Raw genomic sequence first — 16,436 nt, 5'->3', positions numbered from 1 at the left:
GTTCCCGGGTGGTGCAAAGGGAGTCATTCGCTGGTAAATGAAAGTAACCTCCAAGTTGCAACTGCGAGAAGCCGAGTAGTTGTTGGGAGTGCCCATTATCGCACTGAGTATGTTAGTTTTAACTACATACCTGGAGCCAATCAATGTGATTGGGAAGATGGGTGGTAACACGTGAGAACGTCCTGGACTGTTTCTAGAGCAGTACAGGGCGTTTTCTTTTTGAACTAACATACTCGCAGAGCCCCCAGCTGTGAAGCTGCGGGAAAATAAGGTGGTACCGCGGTCACACGTCCTTAGGGAGTGACAATTATGAATTACACTAGGAGGATGCATCATGACCACGATTACTACGGAAAATCAGTCCAAGCTGAGTTTTAAACAATATTTGATCTTAGCCTCACTGTTGTTTGGACTCTTCTTTGGAGCTGGAAACCTAATCTTTCCCATTCATCTCGGCCAAATTGCGGGGCACAACTGGTTGCCAGCGGCGATTGGTTTTTTACTGTCGGCGATTTTACTGCCATTGTTCGCAATTTTAGCCCTCAGTATCACGCAAAGTAACAGTATGTACGACTTGGCGTTGCCAGCCGGCAAGTTTTTTGCAATTGGCTTCTTGGTTTTAACCCACGCCTCGCTGGGACTTTTAATCGCAGCGCCCCGGACGGCGACGGTTACCTTCTCGATGGGAGTACAACCGTTTATTCCGAAGGCCTGGGCAACCCCGGCGCTCCTGATTTTTTCGCTGTTCTTCTTTGCGCTCACCTTTGGGTTGGCTTATCACGAAGGGAGCGTTACCAAAAACGTGGGAAAAGTTTTGAACCCGATTTTTATTTTACTGATGGTTTTTCTGTTCGTCGTTGCATTTTTATTGTACGGCGACATTCGCGGGCTCCCATTGATGCCAAAACCAGGGCAGGGAACTGGTTCGTTGATTAACGGCTTCTTACAGGGTTACAACACGATGGATGCCTTAGCCGGCTTAGGCTTTGGTGTTACCATCATTACGGCGCTGAAAGCATTTGGACAATCCAGTCGGGACCGCTCCTGGTCAGTTGCTAAGGTAGGTGGCCTCACGATGGGTTTTGAAGCCTTGATTTATACCTTCCTGATTGCCTTGGGAGCCGCTAGTTTATCCTTTACTAAGGCTAGTGCCGACGGGGGAACGGCCTTTACAATCATCATGCGGCACTACACCGGAATCATGGGAGCCGGGGTATTAGCAGCCTTGACCTTCTTGGCTTGTTTAACCACGGCGATTGGCTTGTTAACTTCGTTGGCTCAGGATTTGAGTCGCCAACTTCCTAAGATTGGTTATCACAAGATTTTACTAACGGCAACCACCATTGCCTTTTTGATTGCTAACTTCGGATTGGAAAAGATTATCGAATACTCAGCCCCGTTACTGAGTTTCTTGTACCCCTTAGCGATTACCTTGATCCTGTTGGGCTTGTTAAAACCACTGTTGGGGACGAAAACGTTAATCTATCGGGTAACCACCGGAATTGTTTTAATTCCCGCCTTGCTAGATTTTATCCACACGTTGCCCAAACCGCTCTTGAGCTGGGCTCCATTGACTACGATCGATCAATGGTCCTTACACACGATTCCACTGTATCAAGTGGGCTTGGACTTCGTGCCGTTCTTAATCATTGGATTAATCTTGAGTCTCCTGCTTAATTACGGGAAAAAGGCGCTTACGAACTAAAATCAACTGAGAGTCACCATTGCTTTAGGAATGTGGCTCTTTTTTAGTTGATGTGACAAAAGGTGACATGATTTGTTTACCTTCGTAATTTTTCTGTGTAAGCTAAGATGAGAAAATTAGGAGGAAAAATCATGAAATCAATAAATCGAGCTACGAAAGGGTTGCTATTTGCCATTTTTGCATCCGTCTCCTGGGGTTTTTCAGGAACGTTGCAGCAGTTTGTCTCACAGAACGAAACGATTCCGGCCGGTTGGTTCTTATCGGCTCGGACGACGATTGCTAGTCTAATTTTGCTGGTGTTAAGTGCGATTATTTATCGCGGTAAAATCTTTGGCGTCTTTAAGAGTTGGCGTTCGATTGGCTGGTTAGTCGCCTACGGGTTGTTTGGACTAGCCGGGAACATGGGGAGTTTCTACGTGGCCATTCAACAAGGAGGCAGTAACGGGGCCAGTATGGCTACCATCTTGCAGTACTTAGCGCCACTGTTTATCCTCCTAGGAGCCTTGATTTTTCAACGACAACGCCCGAGCAAAGTAGACTTAGTCGTCTTTATTTTGGCCTTGTTAGGAGTCTTTTTGGCGGTGACAAAGGGGAACTTGAACGAGTTATCGATTCCAATGATTTCCTTGGTCATGGGAATTATTTCTGGGATTACGGCCGCGGGTTACGTGGTGTTACCAAAGGAAATTGGGAAGGATAACCCGCCCTTTGTGGTCTTGGGTTGGGGAACTTTGATTGCCAGTTTGGCCTTTAACCTCCACCAACCAATCTGGGTTGGGGTTCCGCACCTCAGCATGGGTGGCGTGCTCGGAATCCTCGGAATCATCTTTTTTGGAACGTTGATTACGTTCCCCGCCATTATTTACGCGACTCGCTACACGTCGTCTGCTGCCATTAGTTTGGTGGATGCGATTCAGCCGGTAATTACCTTCGTGATTAGTATTTTCTGGTTCCACGCTACTTTAAACATCGTGGAAATGATTGGGGCCGTGTTAATTATCGTGGCCATCTACATCTTGCAGTACTCCGAACGGCACCAAGTTGACCAGTTATCACAATGAGTTTATACTGATTCCAACCTAAGGGGGGATGCAGATGGAACTAATTGTGAATGACGAACTGACGTTGCGCACGCCCAAACCAGAAACGGATGGACCACGGTTAGCAGCCATCATTGCTAAAGATCGGGAGACGTTACAGCAATGGTTGCCGTGGGTACCAACGAACACGACCGCTAGTGAAATTAGTTTTTTACAGGAGTTGGTCACGCAGGCGCAGCAGCACCGTTCGCTGCAACTAATTATTTTGTGGCACGATGAACCGGTCGGCATGGTCGGTTTTAATCGGTACGACCAACTGGATTCCGGGCAACAAAACGCCGAAATTGGCTACTGGCTGGCTAATCAAGCTGTGGGTCATGGCATCATGCACCAGGCCGTGCTCGCACTGTGTCAATATGGTTTTTCGGATTTGCAACTCGATGCGATTACAATTGTGGTGGCGGTGTTAAATCAACGCAGCAATCACGTGGCTCAACGAGCTGGTTTTCAGTTAGATCACGTGGTGCCGAACCAGATTACTCTTTACGATGGGAGTCAGGTGGACGCGAACTACTGGCTGAAATTTAAACCAGATGGACAATTAGCTCAAAGTCAGGCATATTAAAAGCGACAATTAAATCAGTTTCTTCGGGGCAGGGTGTAATTCCCGACCGACGGTAACGGCAACAGCCGAAGTCCGTGACCCGCATTCGTGCGGTGGATCTAGTGAGAGTCTAGAACCGACAGTATAGTCTGGATGGGAGAAGAAACCAAACAGTTTTTGGATCAGTGGGTGCTCATGGGCACGAACTCGGTCGAAAAGCTTATTTGAATTAACTTAAAAACGGGAGCCCCGCAGTTTTTGACTGTGGGGCTTTTTGTTTGCCATGAAAATGAGAGGAGTAAAACGCTTTGGATGAAACCGCGTTGTTACAACAAGCGCAAGCGGCGGCCCGGCAAGGAAGCGAGCACACTTACACTAATCCGGTGGTTGGAGCTGTGATTGTGCGGGACGGTCAGGTGCTGGCTACCGGCTACCACCAACACTTTGGCGGTCCCCATGCTGAGATTAACGCACTACGGCAGTTAGCGGATCCGCAACTGGCTGAGGGCGCCACGATGGTGGTGACTTTAGAGCCCTGCAGTCATTACGGGAAAACGCCGCCGTGTGCGGCTAAGTTAATTGAGGTCGGAATTAAACGGGTCATTATTGGACAACTAGACCCAAATCCGGTGGTTGCCGGTCGGGGGAAACGAATGTTAGAGGCGGCTTGCATTGATGTTACCGTCGTTAATGACCCGGGGGACTTGAACCAGGCCTACAACTTCTTTTATCAACACCAGCGCCCCTTGGTAACGTTGAAAATGGCCCTGACGCTGGACGGCAAAATGAATCAGATGGCCCAGCAACGGACCATAATTACCGGAAAGATAGCTTACCAAGACAGTCAACGACTGCGATTAGAGCAACAAGCCATTTTAGTGGGCGAACACACCCTATTAGTGGATGATCCGCAACTGACGGTTCGCAACCAATCGTTGGACTATCCCCCGGTTCGAGTGGCAGTAGTAAATGATGCCGACCAGTTGCCCACGCAGCTCCACCTGTGGGATGATCAAGCACCGACCTGGATTTTAAGTCGGCAACCGAGTCAGCGTGAGTGGCCAGCGAATGTGCGCGTAATTACTGACCCAGAGTGGCAACCGGTAACGATTGTTAATTTTATGGCGCAGCAAGGGGTTCAATCCCTGTTAGTTGAGGGCGGGAGTACCGTGCAATCCCGCTTTTTAACGGCTGCTTTGGTTGATCGGTTGGTGGTATATCGAGCTCCAATCGTGCTTGGCAACGGGTTAGCAGCCTTTAACGAGTATCAAGAAAATCCAGTTGCATTTGAACTCGTTCAGGAACGGCAATTAGGCCAGGACTGGCGTGTTGATTTAAGGAGGAAATGATGTTTACAGGAATTATTCAAGGCACCGGGAAAATCAGACGGTGGAATCCCGCCGTCAATTCGGGACGGATGACGATTGCCAGTTCCTTACCGCACCAGTGGCAGAGTCGGATTGGCGATAGCATCGCATTGAGCGGGATTTGTCTGACGGTTGTGGATTATGACGAACGGGAGTTTAACGTTGACGTGATGCCGGAAACGACCCACCGCACAAATCTAAAGCAGTTGCAACCGGGAGCATCCGTCAACTTGGAACCAGCGTTATTAGCGACCCAACGCCTCGACGGTCACTTTGTGTTAGGACACGTGGACGCTACGGTTCCAGTGGTGCAGTTAAATCAAGATGAAAACGCCGTCCGGATGCGGATTGAATTACCTAGTCAGTACCGAGCGGAGGTTCAGGAAAAGGGTTCGGTCACGATTAATGGCGTTAGTTTGACCGTGACAACGGTGGGACCGCAGGACTTTGAAGTTAGTCTGATTCCGCACACTTTAGGGCAAACTAATCTAGGCGACGTGACCGTGGGGGACCTGGTTAACCTAGAAACGGATGTTTTAGCTAAGTACGTGAAAGGAATGATGAGTGATGACAAGAGCAGAACGCGTTAAGGCCGCCGTTCGTCAGTTACAACAAGGGGGCTTGGTGGTCGTGGCCGATGATCAGGATCGCGAAGGTGAGGGCGATTTAATTGGACTGGCTGAAAAGATGACGCCAGAAACGGTAAACCGAATGGTGACGCAGGCCCGCGGGTTGTTGTGTGTACCGATGGCGCCGGAGCAAGTGCAACGACTCGGGTTACAACCGATGGCTCATGAACAGGATGCCTTTGGGACGGCTTTTTTGCAGGGGACGGATGCCAAGGCAACCAGCACGGGGATTTCGGCGGTGGACCGAGCCACCACGATCCAGCGCTTGGCTAATCCCCACGCCACTCATGATGATTTTTATCACCCTGGTCATCTTTTTCCGCTGCAAGCACGGCAAGGCGGGATGCTTGCTCGGAACGGCCATACGGAGGCTGCCGTTGACTTAGCCAAGTTGGCGGGATCGATGCCGATAGCAGCCATCATTGAAATTTTGCGACCAGACGGCACCATGATGCGTCAGGCTGAGTTACAGGAGTTTGCTCAACGGAATACCTATCCCTTTATCACGATTGCCGATTTACAGGCTTATTGTAAAGAGCAGGTGCAGCAACAATTGCATCGCTTAGAACCGGTACAGTTGCCGACACAATTTGGCACATTTCAACTGACGGCGTACCAAACAGCTGTGGACAAAGAACCAGCTTTATTGATTAGTAAGGGTGAAGTGACGGTGGACGAGCCGTTGTTATTGCGCGTTCATTCCGAGTGTTTCACCGGTGACGTACTGGGATCGTTACGGTGTGATTGTGGCGAGCAATTAGCCACGGCGTTCCAAACGATTGCGGCTAATGGCCACGGCGCCGTTTTGTATCTACGGCAGGAAGGACGAGGCATCGGTTTGGCCAATAAGTTAGCGGCCTATCGCCTGCAAGAGCAGGGTCTGGATACGGTGGAAGCCAACCAAGAACTGGGCTTTGCGCCGGATGAACGTGATTATGAGCTGGCGGTGGCTATTTTACGTGATCAAGGAGTCACGACGATTGATTTAATGACCAATAATCCGGATAAGATTGAGCAGTTAGAAAGCGCTGGGATCATAGTCCGAAAGCGGGTTCCGTTAGAAATTCCGCCGCACGCGGCGAACCGGGCATACTTAGAAACGAAAAAACACAAGATGCAGCACATGCTAAAGGAGATTGACTAATGAAAATGGTAACGGGAAGCTTGAACGGGAACGACCGCAAAGTGGGAATTGTAGTGGCCAAGTTTAACCAACTGGTAACGCAAAAGTTGCTAGACGGAACGATTGCCACCCTGAAACAATGTGGGGTGGCAGATGCGGATATCCAGGTTTACTGGGTACCTGGAGCTTTTGAAATTCCGCGGGTCGCTAAGTTAGTGAGTGAATCTGGAAACGTAGCTGGTGTGATTGCTTTAGGGGCCGTGGTCCGCGGCGCCACTTCGCACTATGACTACGTGTGTTCCCAAGCTGCGGCTGGGATTGCGGAAGTTTCGTTAGCTAGTCCTGTTCCGGTGATGTTTGGCGTACTGACGACGGATGACATGGCGCAAGCGCTGGATCGAGCTGGCGGTAAGGCTGGTAATAAAGGAAGTGAGTGTGCGCAAGGCTTGTTAGAAATGCTTAGCGTGGAAGATCAAATTTAACGATTACGCTTGGATGAGAACGGGGAACCGTTCTTTTTTAGTACCAATTATCCGCACAAACCGACCACTTAACCAACTATCCATTGTTTTATCAGCTGGGCTTGCTAAGCTAATCATCAAGGAGGGAAAATGATGAAAGTTGAATTTGATTTACAGCCCCAGTTTGTCCAACCATTTGCAACGCTACACGCTGAGCAAAAGGATGAAGAGTTGCAAAAACTAGCAACGGAGATCGAACAGTGGGGACGGCCGCGCGTAATAACCGGTTATCAGTACCAACAGTCGTTTGCGTTGCCGGTAGCGGAAATTATTCGGATTTATACCGAAAATAAAGCGGTCTATGCCGAAACAGCCACGAGTAAATATCGGCTGCAACAACGGATTTATCAGTTACGCCAAACGTTACCCCGGCATCAATTCATTCAAATTTCGAGTGCTGAAATTGTAAACGTGGCAATGTTAGATCGGTTAGCTTTGAGTCGCACGGGTCAGTATGAAGTACGCTTGAAAACGGGACAGGTTAGCTATGCTTCCCGGCGATTTGTACAGAAAATGAAAAAGGAGTTGGATTAATGATGAGACGGATTTGGAATTATACAGTTAGCGGGGCAATTGGTGGCCTATTTATTGGTTTTTGGTTAGCCATGTTGTTTTCAAAATTAAATGGTGTGAATCATTTTTTTCCATCTAGTCCAGCTTTTATCAGTCATTTTGGTTCGGAATTGAACGCCACGGCGGTGGCCGGAGGAATATGGATGGCAATGGGGATCGTCTTTTCGCTGAGTAGTTTGATTTTTTGGGTCGAACGCTGGAGCATCACTAAGAAAACGGTTTTGCATTTTATCGTGACCTACGTGCTTTTTTCGACCCTAGCGGTTGTTTCGGAATGGTTCCCATTTAATTTTGTTTATTTTGCAAACTTTACCGTCATTTTCATCATCATCTACGTGGGGATATGGACGATTGAAATGAGAAAGGCCCGGAAAACGATTGCGGAAATTAACCAAAAATTAGCGAAGAAATAAGAAAAACCGACGAACTTCTCGAAACTGAGAGGTTCGTCGGTTTTAATTGTGATTAAAGTAACTGGCAGCGGCATAAATTATTAAGCCAACAATTGCGAAGGCGGCAAATAGCCAAAAGTATGTGATGAAAAAGCCAACAATGATTAAAAAGAAGAAGATGCCTAGACAGCCACAGCAGTTACTGCGAAAACTAGAGATGATTGCTATTAACAAGAGCAAGGGAAAAACAAAAAATAAGAAGATCATTAATAACCTCACAATTTAAGTGATAGAAAAAGTCGCTCAATGAGCGACTTTTTAGTAATTACCCGTACGAGACTCGAACTCGTAACTCCGCCTTGAGAGGGCGACGTCTTAAACCAGTTTGACCAACGGGCAATAATCATCATATAACGGTTTTATTTTACTCTCCTTGATGATAAAAGTCAATTGAATTAATGTTTGACAAGTGTCCGCTAGCATTGTAGTATATTTAATGTACTTATTGGGTATTAGCCAAACTGGTAAGGCAGTGGACTCTGAATCCATAATGTACTGGTTCGAATCCAGTATACCCAATTTCGTGTTTTTACTGATTTTCATACACTTTCAAAAGCTCGCTACGGCGGGCTTTTTTGCTACCCTTGGTTTCACTGGTTTTCGTTGTTTTTCGGGTCGTTCGTAACATTTCTCGTAACACGCAAATGGTAATCTTATAAGTTAATGAGTTTATCCATAATTTGACTAGCGTTATTTTCCTGTTCTTTGGTTACCGCTGTGTAAATATCCATGGTCGTATCAATGTTTGAGTGGCCGAGATACTTAGAAACGGTTTTTACATCCATGCCGTGCGCAAAAGACAGCGTAGCAAAGGTGTGCCGGAAACCGTGAGCAGTAACGTGCTTTAATTTGTATTTATTCTGAATGGTCGATAGCCAATAGGTTGACTTAGTCGGCTGTAATAATTGTCCCTTGGTATTGGTAAAAACTAAACGGCCGGGGTTGCTACTCGTTCCCAATGCGAATAAGTATTCTCGTTGCTTAGCTTTCCAATGCTTTAATAAGCGGATAATTTTAGGCGGTACGGTTAGCTTGCGTTTACTTCCCTTAGTCTTAGGGCTTTGGATAACTAGCTCGTTGCCGGCCTTAGAGAGCGTTTTATTGATATCAATGGTATTGTCCCTAAAATTGATATCGTCCCACGTAAGGGCAAAGGCTTCGCCTTTTCGCATGCCCGTAAAAGCCAATAAGCTAAAAAAGATAAACGGCTGGGGTTGTCCCTTATAATGTTGCTTGGTTAGGGTCAAAAACTGATTTAGTTCTTGTTCCTCGTAGTAGTTGCCTATGGTATCTCTGTTTATTTGTTGATCGTGTTTGCGCACTCTAATGCCAATCGCAACATTCCGCTCAATTAAACCGGTAACCACTCCGTATTGCAGTACGTTAGATACATAATTCTTTAGCTGATTGGTTTTCTTAATTTTTTCGTTCTCCCACGATCTTACCGCTTTGTAAACATCCTCGGCCGTGATTTTCTTAATATCACACTCGCCAAAGCAGGGGAGAATATGCAACTTAAAATTACGTTCGGTAGTAGTAACCGTACTTGCCTTTAAATTTCGTTGGCTGTATTCATTTTCGAACCATCGGTGATATAATTCAGTAAACGTGATAATTTGCGGTTTATTAAAGTCGAATTTACCGCTTTTAATCTGATATTGAAGCCTTGCTAGTTCTAGCTGGGCTTCTTTTTTTGTTCTACGGTGAATATGCTTGCTTACTTGCTTCTTTGTCCGTGGATCAATACCAATATATATATTGAAACCGTAACCCGTCTCACCGTCTTTAGTATTGAATTTATAAATTTTAGTCATTGTTTGCATCTCCATAAAAAAATCAGCTGGGGGCACGATTTAACTATGTAGATTGCGTATAACCTTGGTATATCTATTTATATTGTCATCCGTTTCAATGGTTTTTTAGTCTGCGGATGCTATTAATCGTTCTTTTCCTGAATAAATTTAGAAAGAGATTTTAGAGCATTATTTAAATTTTTATTTATAGATTGCACGGTATCATTATTTATATTTCTCGAATTAATGCAGTAACTCATTTTTTCAAAAATTTTAGAAGTGTTATTCATTAAATCATCTAGTGAACCATCTGAATTATTTTCTAAAATTGTATCCATGAAATTAACCGTATCAGCAAAGAAACAAAGATCAGCATCGCCAAAAGCTACCTCTTCCATTCCTTTCAAGGTTTCTAAAATTTCATCTCTTTTGTGCAGATTGCCAACGTCTAAAACATTTTCTACCTCGTTTAGTAGCTTTTCTTCATCAGCTGTTATCTTTTCACCGTTTTGTAATTTGGCAGTAACTTCACTGAATTTTTTCACTGTTTCTATATCATTTTCTTTTACACTTGTTGTTTTTGCATGGATATTGGGGGCGCCATTTAATAAATAATTTACTGACACGCCACCTAAGTTTGCAATTGATTTTAAACGTTGAGCATTAGGTTTATTTATGCCACGTTCCCAACGTGAAACAACGCTACCAGAAGTAGACGGTTTAACCATTTCGCCAAAACCACGTACATCTTTCCCTAATGATAGTCGGATAGTTTTAATTCTATCGCCTAATTCTTTGTTTTCTTTTGTTGGCCTTGGCTCTGACAATTACAGCACCCCCTTTGCATATTAAATAATACACTATTTTGTGACTAAATGAGACAATTTATATAAAATAGTGTTATAATTACTTTGTGACTAAATGAGACTTTTTGAGGTCTTTTTATTTTGAAAGGTTGTGACTAAATATGACTAAAGAATATTTAACGATTAGTGACGCTATGGAATATTTAGGTGTGAAGTCCTATCAAACGTTTAAAAAACTCACTAATAACGGTTTGCCCTTTGTTGAAATTGATGGTTTTAAGCGAATTAAAAAAGAGCAATTAGATAATTGGCTTAGACAGCACGAAAAATAGAGAGGATGAAAACAAGTGAAAGTTAAAGCAGTACCGAGGGAAGAGCTTCCGGAAAGTATGAATTATAAGCAGGCACTTCAATGGTTCAATATCGGGAGCTATAACACTTTGTATGATTTTATCGCCGAGGGCTTGCCGGTAACGGTGATTGGTAACGTTAAGCGGATCAGTAAAACTAATGCGCAAAAGTTTTGGGATGAACATACAAAGTAATTACTGACAGTTAAAGCTGGGGGCACGATTTAACTAAATAAAAAAGCCACTCGCTGAAAAAGTGGCCACACATAAGTAATTAGGTTTGGTAGGACATGAAAGGGGGTGAGCTAATGCCTGTATTAGTGAATTGGTTGGTATTTTTATTAATTGTTTCTGTGTCAATTAATCTGAACTTACTTGCTTATTACTTCGATAACAAAGACAAGCTAAAGGGGGATAAATCATGAGCAATAAAGCTATAAAAGTTACCTTTACGGATGATATGCCGAAAGGACTTTCGTTTTTAAGAATTGGCGGCCACTTTTTCATAAATAAAGGCTATTCACGGGAGCGCTTAAACATCAGCAACCCGTTAAAGGGGGTACATTGCAATGGCAACCAGTGAGCTATTTAAGAAATTAAACGAGCATCGCAATAGTTACATTAGTACGGATGAAATAGAGAATAGCGTGGGTCTTTCTCATTCTGCGTTATTACAAGTTATAAGGCGCCACGTCAAAGAATTAGAATCAGTTAGTAGAGAGCGCCTAAATTTCCGGCACGATGGTAAAGGCAGAAAGGTTTATCTACTTAACCCGGAGCAAGCAACGTTATTAGTGGTGTTCATGCGATCAACTGGGGTTGTTGCTGAATTTAGCACTGATCTAGTTAAGCAACTGTATTCAATCCAAAGAAAGCAGAACGACCAAGAAACGGCTGAAATTAATAAGAAGCTACGCCGTGCAATAAATGACAACGGAGACCGTGACTATCAAAAATATCACGATTTGGCTTACTTAACCGCTATTGGGAAACGCGCCAAGCAATTAAGAAAAGAGCTAAACATTCCGAGCGGTAAGACAATTACGGACTTCTTAAACGATAAACAAGTTACGCGTGTTAATGAGATGAAGCGGAGAATTGCCACCATGTTAGAGAACGGAAAAAGCTATCAAGAAATTAGGTTTAGCTTGTATCACTTGAACCAACTACAAGGGAGTTAGAAACGATGAAAAGGCTAGGCAAGGCAACAAAAATAGCCCGCATGACTTTGGAGAGTTGCGGACTATCTTAAAACGCATTCATAAACGTTTTATGGCTTGTTCAAGCCTTTTTAATTATAGCAGGTATATGCAGGTAATTAAAAAGAGAGGTAAACGGATGAATAAGAAAGAGTTAGTTAATCAAAGTACCAGTATTGAATATGAAGCGGATGCACTAGCTTCGCTTGCGCACTTAGGGATTAGAGAGGTGGGAAACATTATACAGACAGGAAAAGACCCAATAGAACGGCTGTACGACGTCAATAACTTACTTAAACTAATTTTAGATAAGTCTCTGATAATTGAAGAGTGTTCGGTAGATCTAGGGAACAATTTAAATGGATCCACGGAGAAAAAAGCGGGGGTAAATGCTAATGAATGAAACAGCATCCGTTAATTATGGATATACCTTTACTCGGCTTAGCGAGGATGCCCGCATTAGTTACCAATCAATCGCTATTTATGACGTTCTTAGCTCGTTAGCGGGTGATGGGTATAAATGTACTGCTACGGTGCAGGAACTTTGCGACATGCTACAAATGACCCCTAAAACGTTTTTTAAATACCAAAACGAGTTAATAAATGCCGGTTATCTATCAAAGAAACGACAGGGCGGACATAATGGCAATGTTTACACTTTAGAGCTTGCTAAGTCAGTTTTTAGAGATATGAAACATTTATATAGTTTAGATCTAAGTAGTGATGAAGCGTTAGATTTACCGGTTCCGGTTTACTTTGAATTAAGCACTGGTAATAAGCTAACTAAGGATTTAATACGTGATTTTGGTTCTGTTTATAATAGGCAACCAAACTGGGCTATTAATTATGCTATTGGTAAAGCGCTAGGCCATGACGTTAATAACCCTATTGAAACGGTGTTATATGCAAAAAGAACTGTTGAAAACTGGGCTACGGATCCAAGCATAAGAACTAAGGATGATATAAACGAGCAGGACAGAGAATACCACGCTATGCGCCAAAAAGAGCAACTAGGCTGGTAACGGTTAGGGGTGTTCATTATCGCAAGTAAAGCTAAAAAAATGGCTATTTTTGCCAAGAGTGAAAATTATTTAGATAAGCAATATAACCCCGACAATCCAAGTTATCAGTTTACAATCACGCCATTAGAATTACAGACAGATAAAAAATTAAATTCTAATGATAAAGCTATAATAGCTAGATTGGTTAGTTTATCTAACAACAATAATGGTTATTGCTATGCAACTGATAAGGTGCTTAGCACCTATGTTGGTTGTACTGTTCGATCAATCGGGAACTCGCTTCGTAAACTATCAGAACTCGGCTATATATATAAAGAAAGTCGATTCACTGATAATGATATAACTACTACTAAACGTAAAATATACGTTCATCCGACTATAAAGAGGTTATATAAACGGATCCAACAACAGAGTAAACAAAATAAAAAAGGGTCTGCGCCCTTTTAAGATTAAAGTAATTTAAATAATGTAACGTGGTACCTATCTTAATTCCATGTTACATTATTTTTTTATCTTTGAGTATTAGAGTATTTAACTGTTACGTAGCGCAATTTTTGCATGGTTAATAGTCCTGTTGCCCTAAATGGGTTAATCATTGATCTACACCGCTATTAAGAACGGAAGTATAGCAAATTAAAAATAAGTCATAAATAAAATATTGCTGTGAATGTTGATATAGCAACAATACTAGAGTGCTTTAAAATTTTATTTTTAAGCGCATTAAAAATAAAACGTAGAGCAAAGGTATTTAAAAAAGTTCCCGGCTTAGTAATGAAGTTATGCCAACTATCGCATCGCAATTGGCCACTTGCGGTTGAATAGTGTGCCCCAATTAGAGCATAGGGTATGCCCTAATTAGGGTATAGGCTGAAAGTCTTATATATCGGTATTTATCAGCATTTTAACGGTTACCTATGTTCGATTTTCGCACGTTGGTAAGTAAAATATTCTAGTTACGTAAGGAAAGTTTTTCATTTATAAAGCCAATGTAAAGGAAATTTTTTCCGTATGTAATGGAAAATTTTTCCGTTAGGTTAAGGAAAAAATTGCAGACATAATAAATAAGAGAATAAATAAGTTAATATATAAGGGTTTAACCAACTAATAAATAAGACTACTCAACCTACCGCTAAGAACCTGCGTAGGTGTGAGAGAAATAGTATAGGGCAATTATAGGTGGCTATATTGAGAGCCTTAACAGTCCTACATAATGGTTAGATACATAGCTTTAGTATCAGACCTTAACACATTAAAGAAACGGTTAAGTTATCCCATTAATCACAACGCCAACCATCTAAAGCATTAGAGCATTACGTAGGGTTAGCTTATTGAATAAATACCCTAAAGCGGATGCTAGTATTTAGTTGCTGATCTAGGTTAGTAACTGAACTGTATTATAAATGCCGTTATCATCCGCCACGGTACTTTATGAACTTAATTACTATCTATCTATAAACCGCTACAATTATATAGCGAACGTATGTTCTAATATTAATAACATGATCGTTAGCAGAAGTGGTTAGAGATTAAGTACAGTCGTAGTTGGCAACTGAAAGCTAGGTAAGTACATTGATGGTTAATAAAGTAGTTGGGAGTGTTTTATATGGATCTATCTTTTTTAGATGATGAGATTGACGAGCAGGCAACGTGCAATAAGGTACGCCGGTTTTTTAAGAAGCAAGTGCCTAGGTTAATTCGATTATCGGGGCTCAATTTGGTTAGCTTAAAATCTCCGGAGCTATCAAGCATGCCGACTAGCAAACCAGCCGGGAACACTAATGAGGATCGCATAGTTAGGAAACTAGAAGCGCAAAGAATTATAACGGCAGTGGTTCAAGCTATACGGATATGCGGGGAGCCTAGCAATACAATTCTTTTTGGTGTTTACTTGCAGGGGCTTCCGAATTGGCAAGTAGAACAGCAACTAGGTTATGGCGCTTCTAGGTTTTATCAGTTAAAAAATCAATCGTTTTTAAACTTTGCTGATGCCTTTGCTGAAGCTGATTTACATGTTTATAAATGATCTTTCTAGGTTGTCATATGAAGTAGGGGATACAACTAATCAAAAGCGATTAAAGAATTGAGAAAAGAACAAACGTTTAAAGAATAATGGGGGTCTTAAAATGAGGCCTCTTTTAAAATAGGTCGAATTATTTTGAACCGGTTAGCATCCGTTGGCAGCGAATTTTATGGCGCTAGAGTAAAACACCCCCCGCCCCCTGTTTTCGATCCGTGGGGAGCACGCACACGGTCTGCTTTGTGTAACAGCACAATTTTTCAGAATTTTTTTATAGGGGGGTACCCTTCCATAAACCGCGGTATAATAGGATTTTGCAAAAAATAAAAGCCAAAAACTTACCCCCTTAACGCACCCTAAAACGATTAAAAAATGGTTAGTGGATAATTGGCAGGAAATGACCTAAAAGGGGGCTAAATGGGGTAAAATTGGCCGAATTTGAAGCAATTAAGAGAAAAGGGCACCTAATTTTGAACTTGGTTTAACAGCAAAAAGGTTTAAGGCCACTTTTGTTTAATTGGTTGGGTAGTTAATTGCTAAGAATGCGGATCCTGATACCTAACGACTATCTAAATGTATCTATTCAATTTTAGATAGATGTTTACAGCTGAAAATTCAGCAGTGATGTTTAGTAGGTTATGGCGGTGGCCGGTTTGGTGTCCCTTTTAATGCTGGTAATTATCAATCTACGCTATATAGCTAAGTTGACGTTAGCGAGTTGAGTGTTGCAGTGCTTAACTATGATTAGTTAATGACCGCATCAGCTTTTGAGTTGTTGAGATGAACGTATTAGGCTACCTAATCGGGTTATTAGTAATGCAATGGATGCCACACAACGCCACGGCAGTAATAGTTAAATAATTCCGTTGAATTGTTGTAAACATTGGTACATAAAATAGCATCCGTACTAGACTTTACTAAGTATTTTTAGAGTGTTCAGCAGATGAAGTCCGGCCAATCATAACTAGAAGCCGGTACTTTAAAACTAAGGTCATGCTTAGATGAAATTACGTAAATGCCAAAGTTCAAACCTATTTGGGGTTAGTAAAGAGTGCATAAAATGATGCAGTCGCTTGCTTAATAACGTAAGCACTGGGGTACTTTAAAGATGCCCCCAATTTCGGGGATATATTGCCGGATGAGTTCTAGTTTTCCTGTTTCTAAAGTCTTAGATTTTTAGATGAGTAAATGAGGCAGTTTAGGCTAACAACTTATTAAATTTTGACAGGTTTTGA

General features: G+C 42.7%; 19 protein-coding genes, 2 tRNA genes and 1 riboswitch. Of the genes, 18 read left to right on the top strand and 3 right to left on the bottom strand.

The features are described from left to right. Positions 1-334 precede the first annotated feature (334 nt). The 9 genes from brnQ (at position 335) to M3M38_RS02050 (ending at position 7,975) form a co-directional block, all read left to right on the top strand. On the top strand, positions 335-1,705 hold the full coding sequence (gene brnQ, locus M3M38_RS02090; RefSeq protein ID WP_252814592.1) for a branched-chain amino acid transport system II carrier protein: 1,371 nt from the start codon (positions 335-337) through the stop codon (positions 1,703-1,705). Between the two features lie 131 nt (positions 1,706-1,836). Beyond that, positions 1,837-2,766: a DMT family transporter gene (locus M3M38_RS02085; RefSeq protein ID WP_252814590.1), complete on the top strand. Its 930-nt coding sequence runs from the start codon at positions 1,837-1,839 to the stop codon at positions 2,764-2,766. A 34-nt stretch (positions 2,767-2,800) separates the two neighbouring features. Continuing rightward, positions 2,801-3,370, top strand: a complete 570-nt coding sequence (locus M3M38_RS02080; protein WP_252814588.1) for a GNAT family N-acetyltransferase — start codon at positions 2,801-2,803, stop codon at positions 3,368-3,370. A 15-nt stretch (positions 3,371-3,385) separates the two neighbouring features. Next, a riboswitch (FMN riboswitch) is annotated at positions 3,386-3,518 on the top strand. Positions 3,519-3,657: 139 nt separating this feature from the next. Continuing rightward, positions 3,658-4,698, top strand: coding sequence for a bifunctional diaminohydroxyphosphoribosylaminopyrimidine deaminase/5-amino-6-(5-phosphoribosylamino)uracil reductase RibD (gene ribD / locus M3M38_RS02075; RefSeq protein ID WP_252814587.1), 1,041 nt, complete (start codon positions 3,658-3,660; stop codon positions 4,696-4,698). Continuing rightward, positions 4,698-5,306, top strand: a complete 609-nt coding sequence (locus tag M3M38_RS02070) for a riboflavin synthase (RefSeq protein WP_252814585.1) — start codon at positions 4,698-4,700, stop codon at positions 5,304-5,306. The genes ribD and M3M38_RS02070 overlap by 1 nt, the downstream gene beginning before the upstream one ends. After that, complete coding sequence (gene ribA / locus M3M38_RS02065; RefSeq protein WP_252814584.1) at positions 5,284-6,489, top strand: GTP cyclohydrolase II; 1,206 nt, start codon at positions 5,284-5,286, stop codon at positions 6,487-6,489. The genes M3M38_RS02070 and ribA overlap by 23 nt, the downstream gene beginning before the upstream one ends. Further along, positions 6,489-6,950 carry a 6,7-dimethyl-8-ribityllumazine synthase gene (ribH, locus tag M3M38_RS02060; protein ID WP_252814582.1) on the top strand — a complete coding sequence of 154 codons (462 nt, stop codon included), beginning with the start codon at positions 6,489-6,491 and terminating at the stop codon, positions 6,948-6,950. Before ribA ends, ribH begins: the two co-directional genes overlap by 1 nt. A 129-nt stretch (positions 6,951-7,079) precedes the next feature. Then, complete coding sequence (locus M3M38_RS02055; protein ID WP_252814580.1) at positions 7,080-7,523, top strand: LytTR family DNA-binding domain-containing protein; 444 nt, start codon at positions 7,080-7,082, stop codon at positions 7,521-7,523. Next, positions 7,523-7,975 (top strand): DUF3021 domain-containing protein, encoded by a 453-nt coding sequence (locus tag M3M38_RS02050; protein WP_252814578.1) that lies wholly within the window; start codon positions 7,523-7,525, stop codon positions 7,973-7,975. The genes M3M38_RS02055 and M3M38_RS02050 overlap by 1 nt, the downstream gene beginning before the upstream one ends. A 304-nt stretch (positions 7,976-8,279) precedes the next feature. Here M3M38_RS02050 and M3M38_RS02045 read toward each other — a convergent pair. Next, positions 8,280-8,353, bottom strand: a tRNA-Glu gene (locus tag M3M38_RS02045). A 107-nt stretch (positions 8,354-8,460) separates the two neighbouring features. On the opposite strand from M3M38_RS02045, the gene M3M38_RS02040 reads away from it, so the two are divergent. After that, a tRNA-Gln gene (locus M3M38_RS02040) sits at positions 8,461-8,533 on the top strand. Between the two features lie 134 nt (positions 8,534-8,667). Here the strand turns inward: M3M38_RS02040 and M3M38_RS02035 are convergent. Together M3M38_RS02035 and M3M38_RS02030 are read right to left on the bottom strand one after the other, a co-directional pair. Next, complete coding sequence (locus M3M38_RS02035) at positions 8,668-9,828, bottom strand: tyrosine-type recombinase/integrase (protein WP_252814576.1); 1,161 nt, start codon at positions 9,826-9,828, stop codon at positions 8,668-8,670. A gap of 122 nt (positions 9,829-9,950) precedes the next feature. Then, the gene (locus M3M38_RS02030; RefSeq protein ID WP_252814575.1) at positions 9,951-10,634 is read right to left on the bottom strand and encodes a helix-turn-helix domain-containing protein; all 684 of its coding nucleotides are present in this window, start codon (positions 10,632-10,634) and stop codon (positions 9,951-9,953) included. A gap of 140 nt (positions 10,635-10,774) precedes the next feature. On the opposite strand from M3M38_RS02030, the gene M3M38_RS02025 reads away from it, so the two are divergent. The 8 genes from M3M38_RS02025 (at position 10,775) to M3M38_RS01990 (ending at position 15,207) form a co-directional block, all read left to right on the top strand. Next, entirely contained in the window at positions 10,775-10,945 is a 171-nt protein-coding gene (locus M3M38_RS02025; protein ID WP_252814573.1) for a helix-turn-helix domain-containing protein, read from the top strand. Between the two features lie 15 nt (positions 10,946-10,960). Then, positions 10,961-11,158 (top strand): DNA-binding protein, encoded by a 198-nt coding sequence (locus tag M3M38_RS02020; RefSeq protein ID WP_252814571.1) that lies wholly within the window; start codon positions 10,961-10,963, stop codon positions 11,156-11,158. Positions 11,159-11,384: 226 nt separating this feature from the next. Further along, positions 11,385-11,546 carry a hypothetical protein gene (locus M3M38_RS02015; RefSeq protein WP_252814570.1) on the top strand — a complete coding sequence of 54 codons (162 nt, stop codon included), beginning with the start codon at positions 11,385-11,387 and terminating at the stop codon, positions 11,544-11,546. Beyond that, complete coding sequence (locus tag M3M38_RS02010) at positions 11,533-12,144, top strand: Rha family transcriptional regulator (RefSeq protein ID WP_252814568.1); 612 nt, start codon at positions 11,533-11,535, stop codon at positions 12,142-12,144. The genes M3M38_RS02015 and M3M38_RS02010 overlap by 14 nt, the downstream gene beginning before the upstream one ends. 157 nt (positions 12,145-12,301) lie before the next feature. Further along, a complete protein-coding gene (locus M3M38_RS02005; RefSeq protein WP_252814567.1) occupies positions 12,302-12,565 on the top strand; it encodes a hypothetical protein in 264 nt (87 codons plus the stop codon). Further along, positions 12,558-13,184 carry a hypothetical protein gene (locus M3M38_RS02000; protein ID WP_252814565.1) on the top strand — a complete coding sequence of 209 codons (627 nt, stop codon included), beginning with the start codon at positions 12,558-12,560 and terminating at the stop codon, positions 13,182-13,184. Before M3M38_RS02005 ends, M3M38_RS02000 begins: the two co-directional genes overlap by 8 nt. Positions 13,185-13,223: 39 nt before the next feature. After that, positions 13,224-13,631: a helix-turn-helix domain-containing protein gene (locus M3M38_RS01995; protein WP_252814563.1), complete on the top strand. Its 408-nt coding sequence runs from the start codon at positions 13,224-13,226 to the stop codon at positions 13,629-13,631. A gap of 1,156 nt (positions 13,632-14,787) precedes the next feature. Then, positions 14,788-15,207, top strand: a complete 420-nt coding sequence (locus M3M38_RS01990; RefSeq protein WP_252814562.1) for an ArpU family phage packaging/lysis transcriptional regulator — start codon at positions 14,788-14,790, stop codon at positions 15,205-15,207. The last annotated feature ends 1,229 nt before the right edge of the window (positions 15,208-16,436 follow it).

Origin of the sequence: Fructilactobacillus cliffordii, assembly GCF_024029355.1 — a bacterium.
Lineage (GTDB): Bacteria > Bacillota > Bacilli > Lactobacillales > Lactobacillaceae > Fructilactobacillus > Fructilactobacillus cliffordii.
Note: the sequence above shows the minus strand (reverse complement) of the source record. Positions and strands in the feature narration are given on the sequence as shown.

What these genes read in the sequence shown, in the direction of transcription:
- brnQ (WP_252814592.1), top strand. Translation starts at nt 335, where the DNA reads ATGACCACGATTACTACGGAAAATCAGTCCAAGCTGAGTTTTAAACAA.
- M3M38_RS02085 (WP_252814590.1), top strand. Translation starts at nt 1,837, where the DNA reads ATGAAATCAATAAATCGAGCTACGAAAGGGTTGCTATTTGCCATTTTT.
- M3M38_RS02080 (WP_252814588.1), top strand. Translation starts at nt 2,801, where the DNA reads ATGGAACTAATTGTGAATGACGAACTGACGTTGCGCACGCCCAAACCA.
- M3M38_RS02070 (WP_252814585.1), top strand. Translation starts at nt 4,698, where the DNA reads ATGTTTACAGGAATTATTCAAGGCACCGGGAAAATCAGACGGTGGAAT.
- ribA (WP_252814584.1), top strand. Translation starts at nt 5,284, where the DNA reads ATGACAAGAGCAGAACGCGTTAAGGCCGCCGTTCGTCAGTTACAACAA.
- ribH (WP_252814582.1), top strand. Translation starts at nt 6,489, where the DNA reads ATGAAAATGGTAACGGGAAGCTTGAACGGGAACGACCGCAAAGTGGGA.
- M3M38_RS02055 (WP_252814580.1), top strand. Translation starts at nt 7,080, where the DNA reads ATGATGAAAGTTGAATTTGATTTACAGCCCCAGTTTGTCCAACCATTT.
- M3M38_RS02050 (WP_252814578.1), top strand. Translation starts at nt 7,523, where the DNA reads ATGATGAGACGGATTTGGAATTATACAGTTAGCGGGGCAATTGGTGGC.
- M3M38_RS02035 (WP_252814576.1), bottom strand. Translation starts at nt 9,828, where the DNA reads ATGACTAAAATTTATAAATTCAATACTAAAGACGGTGAGACGGGTTAC.
- M3M38_RS02025 (WP_252814573.1), top strand. Translation starts at nt 10,775, where the DNA reads ATGACTAAAGAATATTTAACGATTAGTGACGCTATGGAATATTTAGGT.
- M3M38_RS02015 (WP_252814570.1), top strand. Translation starts at nt 11,385, where the DNA reads ATGAGCAATAAAGCTATAAAAGTTACCTTTACGGATGATATGCCGAAA.
- M3M38_RS02010 (WP_252814568.1), top strand. Translation starts at nt 11,533, where the DNA reads ATGGCAACCAGTGAGCTATTTAAGAAATTAAACGAGCATCGCAATAGT.
- M3M38_RS02005 (WP_252814567.1), top strand. Translation starts at nt 12,302, where the DNA reads ATGAATAAGAAAGAGTTAGTTAATCAAAGTACCAGTATTGAATATGAA.
- M3M38_RS02000 (WP_252814565.1), top strand. Translation starts at nt 12,558, where the DNA reads ATGAATGAAACAGCATCCGTTAATTATGGATATACCTTTACTCGGCTT.
- M3M38_RS01995 (WP_252814563.1), top strand. Translation starts at nt 13,224, where the DNA reads ATGGCTATTTTTGCCAAGAGTGAAAATTATTTAGATAAGCAATATAAC.
- M3M38_RS01990 (WP_252814562.1), top strand. Translation starts at nt 14,788, where the DNA reads ATGGATCTATCTTTTTTAGATGATGAGATTGACGAGCAGGCAACGTGC.